This is a genomic window from Streptomyces sp. SID5785, from assembly GCF_009870065.1.
Taxonomy (GTDB): domain Bacteria; phylum Actinomycetota; class Actinomycetes; order Streptomycetales; family Streptomycetaceae; genus Streptomyces.
In genome coordinates, this window is sequence record NZ_WWIA01000747.1 from 1 (window position 1) to 7,096 (window position 7,096).

Here is a 7,096-nt window from a genome sequence, read left to right on the forward strand (position 1 = left end):
AGGCGCGGCTCTCGGGCACGAGGAGGCTGGTGCCGGGTCCGGAGCCGGGCAGGGTCCAGCGGGCGTAGCGCCCGGCGGCGCCGCCGCGCCGCTGCCAGCCGTGCCGGCCGAGGAGGGCGCCGAGCACGGCGGGGTCGACGCGGCCGGGCTCGGGTCCGGCGAGGTCGACGGGGTGGGCGCGGGCGGCGTCGAGGAACCGGACGGACTCGTCGGTCGGTCGGTGCTGCATGGCGTGGCTCCCTTCGGGGCCCGTCGGTGTGCCGCGGCCGCCGGTCAGGGCCGGCCGCCCCGGCCGACGCGGGTCATGATCTCGCACAGGGCACGGTCGTCGAAGATCCGTGCGGTCGGGACGCGCACGGTGGTGCGGCGCCGGCCGGTGACGGGGTGTCCGGCGAGGTTGGTCCAGTAGCAGCAGTGCCGCAGGTCGAGCCGGTCGTGACCGGCGCGCAGCCAGTCGTCCTGGGAGCGCGGCACGAGCATGACCACGAGGATCTTGTGCACGGACACGGGGGTCCGGGCGAGCTTGACCAGGTGGGCGTTGTCGAGGGTGAAGGAGAACGCGGGGCCCGGTGGGTGCGGCGGGATCTGGTACGTCGCTTTCAACTGGACCTTGATGGTGACCTCGTCGTCCACGGTGTGCCCGGGGGCGCTGTGGCTGACGTGCCAGTCGATGCCGTTGTCGGGAAAGGGCTGCGAGAGCGAGCAACCGGCGGCCGCCGCCACGGCGTGGAGATAGCCCACCTGCAGGGTCTCCATGCAGGCGGTGGTGGCGAGTGAGCCGCGCGGCGGTGCGTTCCGCTCGGGCAGCAGCCCGCCCTGTTCGGGCTGCGCGAGCGCCATGGTCCAACTGACCTTCCGGGAAAGGGGAGATCCCTCGGGGGGATCGGGACGGTTCGGGGGATCGTTCGGGTACGGGCCGTCGGCACGCCGCTGAACTGCCGTGACTCGTATCTGTGTTGTCACCGTTCGGCGTACGACGCAAACGGTCCGGGTATCACCGAAGCGGGCGGGACGAGACGTCGGACGAGGCGTCATCTGCCAGGTGTGAACGAGGAGTTGCATCGACATGACGTGCTGGTACGAGGGGCCTTTGGCGGCGTTCGACACCGAGACGACGGGTGTGGACGTGGAGACCGACCGGATCGTGTCCGCGGCGGTCGTGGTGCAGGACGCGCCGGGCACGCGGCCGCGGGTGACGCGCTGGCTGGTGAATCCCGGGGTGCCGGTGCCGCCCGGCGCGACGGAGGTGCACGGCCTGACGGACGACCATCTGCGGCGCAACGGCCGCTGGCCCGCCCCCGTGATGGAGGAGATGGGCCGGGAGCTGGCGGAGCAGGCTGCGGCGGGCCGGCCGCTGGTGGTGATGAACGCTCCGTTCGATCTGACGCTCCTGGACCGTGAGTTGCACCGGCACCGGGCGTCGTCACTGGCGCGCTATCTGGACACGGCGCCGCTGTGCGTCCTCGACCCGCGCGTCCTGGACAAGCATCTGGACCGCTACCGCAAGGGGCGCAGGACCCTGACGGACCTGTGCGCGCACTACGAGGTGGAGCTGGCGGAGGCGCACGACGCGGCGGCGGACGCGCAGGCGGCGCTGGACGTGGTCCGCGCGGTGGGCCGCCGCTTCGCGACGCGTCTGGAGCGCCTGTCCCCCGCGGAGCTGCACACGCTCCAGGCGGTGTGGCACGCGGCGCAGGCCCGCGGTCTGCAGGCCTGGTTCGCGCGGAGCGGGACCCCGGAGACGGTGGACCCGGCGTGGCCGCTGCGCCCGGAACTCCCGGCGGCGGCCTGATCGTTCCCCCGCCGGGGGCCCCGAAGGCAGAAACGAAAAACCGGCCCGCCTGTACGGCGGACCGGTTCTTCTCCGGGTGGGCGATACTGGGTTCGAACCAGTGACCTCTTCGGTGTGAACGAAGCGCTCTCCCACTGAGCTAATCGCCCGGGAACGGGTTGAACCATACAGGCCCCGGCGGGGTGTGTTCAAACCGGTCCGAGCAGTGCGGCCAGGCCGCGCCGCCCGCCGCGCATCATCCACGCGTGGTTGGCGCGGAAGACGGGCCGGCCGGGCAGAGCGAGCCGCCGCATCAGGGGCCGCCGCACGTCGACCTCCTGCTCGTAGCGGGCCCGGGTACCGCCGCCCCGTGCGCTCAGCGTCCAGCGGGCCCAGCCCTCCAAGTCGCCGCTCATACCGATCTCGAGGACGCCCGCGGCGGGGTCGCGACGCCGCTCGCGGGCGGTGACGGTCAGCTCGTAGGGGAGGAAGGACCGGAAGACGGCGAGGCCGCTGGTCGCGTCGAGCGGGGTGACGGAGCGGACCTGCGGCCACCAGCCCGGATACTCCTCGGCCCGTTCGAGGGCCGCGAAGACGGCGGCGGGGGGTGCGGGCAGGTCCCAGACGCTGTGGAAGCGGTAGTGGCTCCAGTCGTGGCGCGGCATGGTCCGAGTCTGCCCGGACCGGGGGTGGGTGACGCCGATCTGACCGGTGGTCAGCCGCGCGTCGCGGGAACTTCCGCGCGGTCAGTTTCCGGCGGTGGCACGCGGATCGGGATCTCCGTAGGACCTCGCTTGTCGTACTTGCGCAGAAATGTGACGGCCTTTTGGAAAACGCGGGCCGGATTTCTGCCGGATTACGCGGGAGAATTCAGACATGATCCCGAACGGAAAGCGAGAAGATCGCTCGACGGTGGCGGCACGGACGGGAGCGGGAACGGAACTCGGGTGCGGAACTGGGGTGTGGAACTCGGGCGCGGTACTCGGGCGCGGAAACGCCGAAGGCCCCGGAGACTCGATGTCTCCGGGGCCTTCGGTCCGGGTGGGCGATACTGGGTTCGAACCAGTGACCTCTTCGGTGTGAACGAAGCGCTCTCCCACTGAGCTAATCGCCCGGGCGCAGGAAGAACATTACCCCATGTCAGGGGGTGCCTGGGACCACCCTGCGCCGCTGTGGGTCACTCCTTGATGTTCCACGGCATCTCGAGTCCGAACTTCCACACGTAGATGCCGACGAGCACCGCGATGATCACCAGGCCGACGGTCGTGAGGATGATGTTCCGCCGCCGCACGCGGGGGTCGAGGGCGCGCTGGGCGGCCTCGGTGACCTTGCGTTTCGTCCAGCGCAGGACGAGCTGGGCCCAGACGAACTCGGTCGCCCAGATCGCCATGCCGCCGAAGATCACGAGCCAGCCGGGTCCGGGCAGCGGCAGCATGACGATGCCGGCGACGACCACGGCGAGGCCGACGACGAAGACGCCCACCTGCCAGCTCAGGTGCAGTGCCCTGCGCGCCTGGACGAACTCGGGCGCGCGCGAGCCGAGCGGCTTGGCGTCCTCCTCCGACGTGGGCGCCGCCGTCGATCCGGGCGGCTCGGACGCGCCGGGCGTCCCGGACGGCTGTGCGGACTCGGGCTGGTGCGCCCCGGCTTCGGCGGCCCGCTCGGCCGCCTCGTCACTCCCCGTATTCATGGGTTCAAACCTACCCGACCGGATCTCGTCACCGGAATGGCTGTTCCCGTCCAAGAAAGACTCGGCCGTACGAGCTACCTAAAGACTCCCAAAACACTCAGAGGGGTTTACAACGGCACCGTAGGTGGCATGTCGATTTCGCCGACGTGCGAATCCCCGAGCGCACACTGAGCGAAAGGCCCTGGCGCTTATGAACACCACGGTCAGCTGCGAGCTGCACCTGCGCCTCGTTGTGTCGAGCGAGTCCTCACTGCCTGTACCCGCAGGACTGCGGTATGACACGGCCGATCCGTATGCCGTGCACGCCACCTTCCACACCGGAGCCGAGGAGACGGTCGAGTGGGTGTTCGCCCGCGACCTCCTCGCCGAAGGCCTCCACCGGCCGACCGGCACCGGAGACGTCCGAGTCTGGCCGTCCCGCAGCCACGGTCAGGGCGTCGTCTGCATCGCCCTGAGCTCCCCGGAGGGCGAGGCTCTGCTCGAGGCCCCGGCGCGGGCCCTGGAGTCGTTCCTCAAGCGGACGGACGCCGCCGTGCCACCCGGCACGGAGCATCGTCATTTCGATCTCGACCAGGAGCTGTCGCACATCCTCGCGGAGAGCTGAACGACCGCAGGCGAGGGCCCGCGCCGTCGCAGACCGGCGTGAGCGGTGCGAGAGCGTGCCGTGGCGTCCGACTCGGGGAGACGCCAGGGCAAGGACAACCGCATACGGCAGACAGCGGCGCCGTCGCCGTGGGGCTTTCCCACGGCGGCGGCGCCGGTGCGTTCCGCGGACCTTCTCGTGACCTTCAGGCGCTAGGCTCTGCCCGCATCGGCGGGCGCAGGCCCGATCCCCAGGCCAGGGAGCGAATCGTGCTGATCACCCACGACACCCGGTGCGCGCTGGACGCCGTGGTCGCTCTGGTGAACACCGCACCGGACCGCGTGCGGGACGGCGACGGGGCGGAGGACGGGCTGGCGACGGTGGCGGCGCTGACCGATTTCGTAGGAAAGAACGACATCAGCGATGTGGGGGTGCTCGCGGAGCGTGACCTGGTCGCGGTGCGTGCGGTGCGTGACCGTTTCGCCGAGGTGTTCGCCGCGCCGGACCCGCACGCCGCGGCGTCGTTGATCAACGAGCTGGTGGCCGCGGCGGGCACCACGCCCCGGCTCACGGACCACGACGGCTACGACTGGCACGTGCACTACTTCGCGCCGGGTGCGTCCGTCGCGGACCATCTCGCGGCCGACTGCGGGATGGCGCTAGCGTTCTTCGTGGTGGCCGGGGAGCAGGAGCGGCTGCGGCGGTGCGAGGCGCCGGACTGCGGGCACGCGTTCGTGGACCTGTCGCGCAACCGCTCGCGCCGCTACTGCGACAGCCGTACGTGCGGGAACCGGCTGCACGTCGCCGCGTACCGGGCCCGCCGCAAGGAGGCCGCGGGCTGAGCCGGGCGGGCCGGGCGGGCCCGGCGTCAGAGCAGCAGCAGGTCGTGCAGGGCCGCCATGAGCAGCAGTCCCCCGATGACCCCGAGGAAGATCATCAGCGGTGGCTGGGAGAGCGCGAAGAGGCAGCCGCGCTGCCGTTCGGGCTTATGGGGGGCCGGGGGCGGCAGGGCCGCCGGGCTCTTCTCTGCGGCCGGCTGGTCGTCCAGCCGTGGTGTGTCCAGCATCTCGCGGTGATGATGACGCAGAGCGTGCTGCCGCCGGGGGCAACACGCGCGATCACGGGGGCAGTTCGCCGGATCACGTGACCGGCGCGGGACGTGCGCACGAAAACCCACGAAATCGCGGTCGGCTCTCGCACGCACGCACGCCCTCACACACGCACGCCCGCCCTCACACACGCACGGCCGCACACACCCACGCACGCTCTCGCGACCGCGCGACCGGCCGCGATCCGTGGGCGGTGCCCGTGGGGAGTCGTTCAGATCCCGTGCTTCTTGAGGATCGCCTCGATGTCGCTGAAGTCGTCGGCGCCGCCCGAGGCGGGCTTCGGCTGCTGCTGGGGCTGGGCGGCCTGCTGGGGGCGCGCGGTCCGGCCGAGCGAGGGCGCGGACGCGGCGGGGGCCACGGCCTCGCGCTGGGCGGCCTTCGCCGCCTTGCGCTCCTTGCGGGTGCCGCCGGAGCGCCGCTCGACGGCGCGGGTGCCCATGAACATCAGCCACGCCGCGCCGAGCACTCCGAAGCCGGCCCAGGCGGTGGGACTGAACGCGGTGTCCACGACCCACTCGACGGCGCCGGTCATCACCAGGCCCAGCGGGACCAGGGAGTAGGCGGCGAGGCGGGCGGCGGTGAGGAACCGCTTCCGGTACGCGGTGACCGCGGCGATGCCCAGGCCCGCCACGGACACGGCGGAGCAGACGGTCTCGGCAATCATCCGGTCCTCCAGGGCTCGGGCGTACTGACTCGGGGCGTACTGCCGCGCATCGGGGCGCTTCGCCCCTTCCATCCTGCACCGTGGAGGGGGCTCGGGGCCACGGCCCGGGCAGACCTCCGGGACATCTCGGGGTCGCTCTCCTCCCCAGGTCCAGGTTGGGGCCCCGTGGCCGGGCCTGGGAGACTGACGGCATGAACGCCCCGATTCCCACCCTCGACGTGTGGTGCGAGCTCCAGTGTCCCGACTGCCGTGCGGCTCTCACCGACGTCCAGGCGCTGCGCGAGCGCTACGGCGACCGGCTCGACGTGCGGCTGCGCCACTTCCCGCTGGAGAAGCACAAGCATTCCTTCGCGGGGGCCCAGGCCGCCGAGGAGGCCTTCGAGCAGGGGCGGGGCTGGCCGTACGTGGCGGCGGTGCTCGGCCGGGTGGCGGAGTTCGAGCGGCGGGGCGAGGAGTTCCTCGTCGAGGTGGCGGGTGAACTGGGGCTGGACGCCGAGGAGTTCGACACCGCGCTGATCGACGGCCGGCACATCCTGATCGTCGACGCCGACCAGGCGGAGGGCAAGGCGATCGGCGTGACGGGCACGCCGACGTACGTCATCGGCGGTGAGCGCCTCGACGGCGGTACGAGCCAGGAGGGGCTGCGGGCGCGGATCGAGGAGATCGCGGACCGGCTGCTCGCGGGGCAGGACTGAGGTCCGGTTCACTGCAGCTGTTTGTGGAAGTGGTACGCGGTCGCCCGGTAGTGCAGCGACTCGTACAGGCGCAGGGCCGGGGTGTTGCCCGCGAAGACGTTGAGTCCGATGCGGGTCGCTCCGGCGGCGCGGGCCTCCGCCTCGGCGAGGAGCATCAGGGACCGTCCGTGGCCCGCGCCGCGCCGGTCGGCCGCCACCTCGACGTCGTAGACGAACGCGGCGGTGTCCTGCTGGGCCACCCACAGGGTGCCGACGCGCTCGCCCTCGTGCTCGAGGACGGCGATGCGCATGCCGGGGGTGCCGAGGCCTTCGGGAAGCAGGGCGGCGTGGTCGCGCTCGGACTTGCGACGGGCCTCGTCGGCGGGGACGCCGCGGTCGATCCAGGTCTGGGTGTACGTGTCCTTGCCGTGGGCCAGCCAGGGTCCGTACTCGGTGTCGCTCATGGGCCGTCCCGTGCTGCCGGCGGGGAGGTCCGGCGGGTCGGCGGGCAGCGGTTTCTCCATGGTGCGGCTGCGCTCGAGGTAGCCGAGGGCGCTCGCGAGGCGCAGCAGGCCGTCCTGGTCCGCGGGCACGGAGGCCTCGAC

Annotated in this window: 10 protein-coding genes, 2 tRNA genes and 1 pseudogene; 4 read left to right on the forward strand and 9 right to left on the reverse strand. The window is 72.0% G+C overall.

The genetic code is table 11. From position 1 onward, the window contains the following. Both GTW43_RS24385 and GTW43_RS24390 read right to left on the reverse strand, forming a co-directional pair. A pseudogene (locus GTW43_RS24385) lies at positions 1-229 on the reverse strand (hypothetical protein); the annotation flags it as partial. A 44-nt stretch (positions 230-273) separates the two neighbouring features. Then, positions 274-840: a DUF4365 domain-containing protein gene (locus GTW43_RS24390; protein WP_161304180.1), complete on the reverse strand. Its 567-nt coding sequence runs from the start codon at positions 838-840 to the stop codon at positions 274-276. A 226-nt stretch (positions 841-1,066) separates the two neighbouring features. Here GTW43_RS24390 and GTW43_RS24395 point away from each other — a divergent pair, with 226 nt between their 5' ends. Further along, positions 1,067-1,792: a 3'-5' exonuclease gene (locus GTW43_RS24395; RefSeq protein WP_161304181.1), complete on the forward strand. Its 726-nt coding sequence runs from the start codon at positions 1,067-1,069 to the stop codon at positions 1,790-1,792. 77 nt (positions 1,793-1,869) lie between these two features. Here GTW43_RS24395 and GTW43_RS24400 read toward each other — a convergent pair. The 4 genes from GTW43_RS24400 to GTW43_RS24415 all read right to left on the reverse strand — a co-directional run bounded on the left by GTW43_RS24400 (position 1,870) and on the right by GTW43_RS24415 (position 3,461). Further along, positions 1,870-1,941, reverse strand: a tRNA-Val gene (locus tag GTW43_RS24400). 39 nt (positions 1,942-1,980) lie between these two features. Beyond that, positions 1,981-2,436: an SRPBCC family protein gene (locus GTW43_RS24405; protein WP_161304182.1), complete on the reverse strand. Its 456-nt coding sequence runs from the start codon at positions 2,434-2,436 to the stop codon at positions 1,981-1,983. A 377-nt stretch (positions 2,437-2,813) separates the two neighbouring features. Then, positions 2,814-2,885 (reverse strand) — tRNA-Val (locus GTW43_RS24410). Between the two features lie 63 nt (positions 2,886-2,948). Then, on the reverse strand, positions 2,949-3,461 hold the full coding sequence (locus tag GTW43_RS24415; protein ID WP_161304183.1) for a TIGR02611 family protein: 513 nt from the start codon (positions 3,459-3,461) through the stop codon (positions 2,949-2,951). Between the two features lie 190 nt (positions 3,462-3,651). Here GTW43_RS24415 and GTW43_RS24420 point away from each other — a divergent pair, with 190 nt between their 5' ends. Together GTW43_RS24420 and GTW43_RS24425 are read left to right on the forward strand one after the other, a co-directional pair. Then, on the forward strand, positions 3,652-4,065 hold the full coding sequence (locus GTW43_RS24420) for an SsgA family sporulation/cell division regulator (protein ID WP_004002642.1): 414 nt from the start codon (positions 3,652-3,654) through the stop codon (positions 4,063-4,065). A gap of 248 nt (positions 4,066-4,313) precedes the next feature. Next, positions 4,314-4,886, forward strand: a complete 573-nt coding sequence (locus tag GTW43_RS24425) for a CGNR zinc finger domain-containing protein (protein ID WP_161304184.1) — start codon at positions 4,314-4,316, stop codon at positions 4,884-4,886. A gap of 26 nt (positions 4,887-4,912) precedes the next feature. Here the strand turns inward: GTW43_RS24425 and GTW43_RS24430 are convergent, their stop codons facing one another. Both GTW43_RS24430 and GTW43_RS24435 read right to left on the reverse strand, forming a co-directional pair. Beyond that, positions 4,913-5,110: a hypothetical protein gene (locus GTW43_RS24430; protein ID WP_161304185.1), complete on the reverse strand. Its 198-nt coding sequence runs from the start codon at positions 5,108-5,110 to the stop codon at positions 4,913-4,915. 254 nt (positions 5,111-5,364) lie between these two features. Next, positions 5,365-5,817, reverse strand: a complete 453-nt coding sequence (locus GTW43_RS24435) for a hypothetical protein (RefSeq protein ID WP_161304186.1) — start codon at positions 5,815-5,817, stop codon at positions 5,365-5,367. 191 nt (positions 5,818-6,008) lie between these two features. On the opposite strand from GTW43_RS24435, the gene GTW43_RS24440 reads away from it, so the two are divergent. Continuing rightward, the gene (locus GTW43_RS24440; RefSeq protein WP_161304187.1) at positions 6,009-6,512 is read left to right on the forward strand and encodes a DsbA family protein; all 504 of its coding nucleotides are present in this window, start codon (positions 6,009-6,011) and stop codon (positions 6,510-6,512) included. An 8-nt stretch (positions 6,513-6,520) separates the two neighbouring features. Here the strand turns inward: GTW43_RS24440 and GTW43_RS24445 are convergent. Next, a partial coding sequence (locus GTW43_RS24445) for a GNAT family N-acetyltransferase (RefSeq protein WP_161304188.1) occupies positions 6,521-7,096 on the reverse strand: 576 nt, incomplete at its 5' end.